Origin of the sequence: Leyella stercorea (assembly GCF_021531355.1) — a bacterium.
In the GTDB taxonomy this organism is placed as follows: Bacteria; Bacteroidota; Bacteroidia; order Bacteroidales; family Bacteroidaceae; genus Prevotella.
In genome coordinates this window covers 1-278 of the sequence record NZ_JADYTS010000236.1, presented here as the reverse complement: position 1 = coordinate 278, position 278 = coordinate 1, and the positions used below count along the sequence as shown (strand labels likewise).

1 pseudogene is annotated in these 278 nt (G+C 53.2%); it reads right to left on the bottom strand.

Annotated features, from left to right (window positions below):
• Positions 1-278 (bottom strand): annotated as a pseudogene (locus tag I6E38_RS15210) (hypothetical protein); the annotation flags it as partial.

Below are 278 nucleotides of genomic sequence, written 5' to 3'. Positions count from 1 at the left end.
CCTTCTCTATAGCCTCAAGCTTCGATGTGTAGTCGGGCAGAGCGCTGATAGCCTTCTCTATAGCCTGGAGCTTGTCGGTGTAGTCGGGCAGCGACTTGATAGCCTTCTCAAGCGCCTCGAGACGGTCGTTGAGCATGATAGACTGATTCTTCATCATAGCCTCGATAGCAGCGAGCTTGTCCTTCAGCTCCAGAGTCTGCGATGTGAGTGCCTTCTCTATAGCCTCAAGCTTCGATGTGTAGTCGGGCAGAGCGCTGATAGCCTTCTCTATAGCCTGG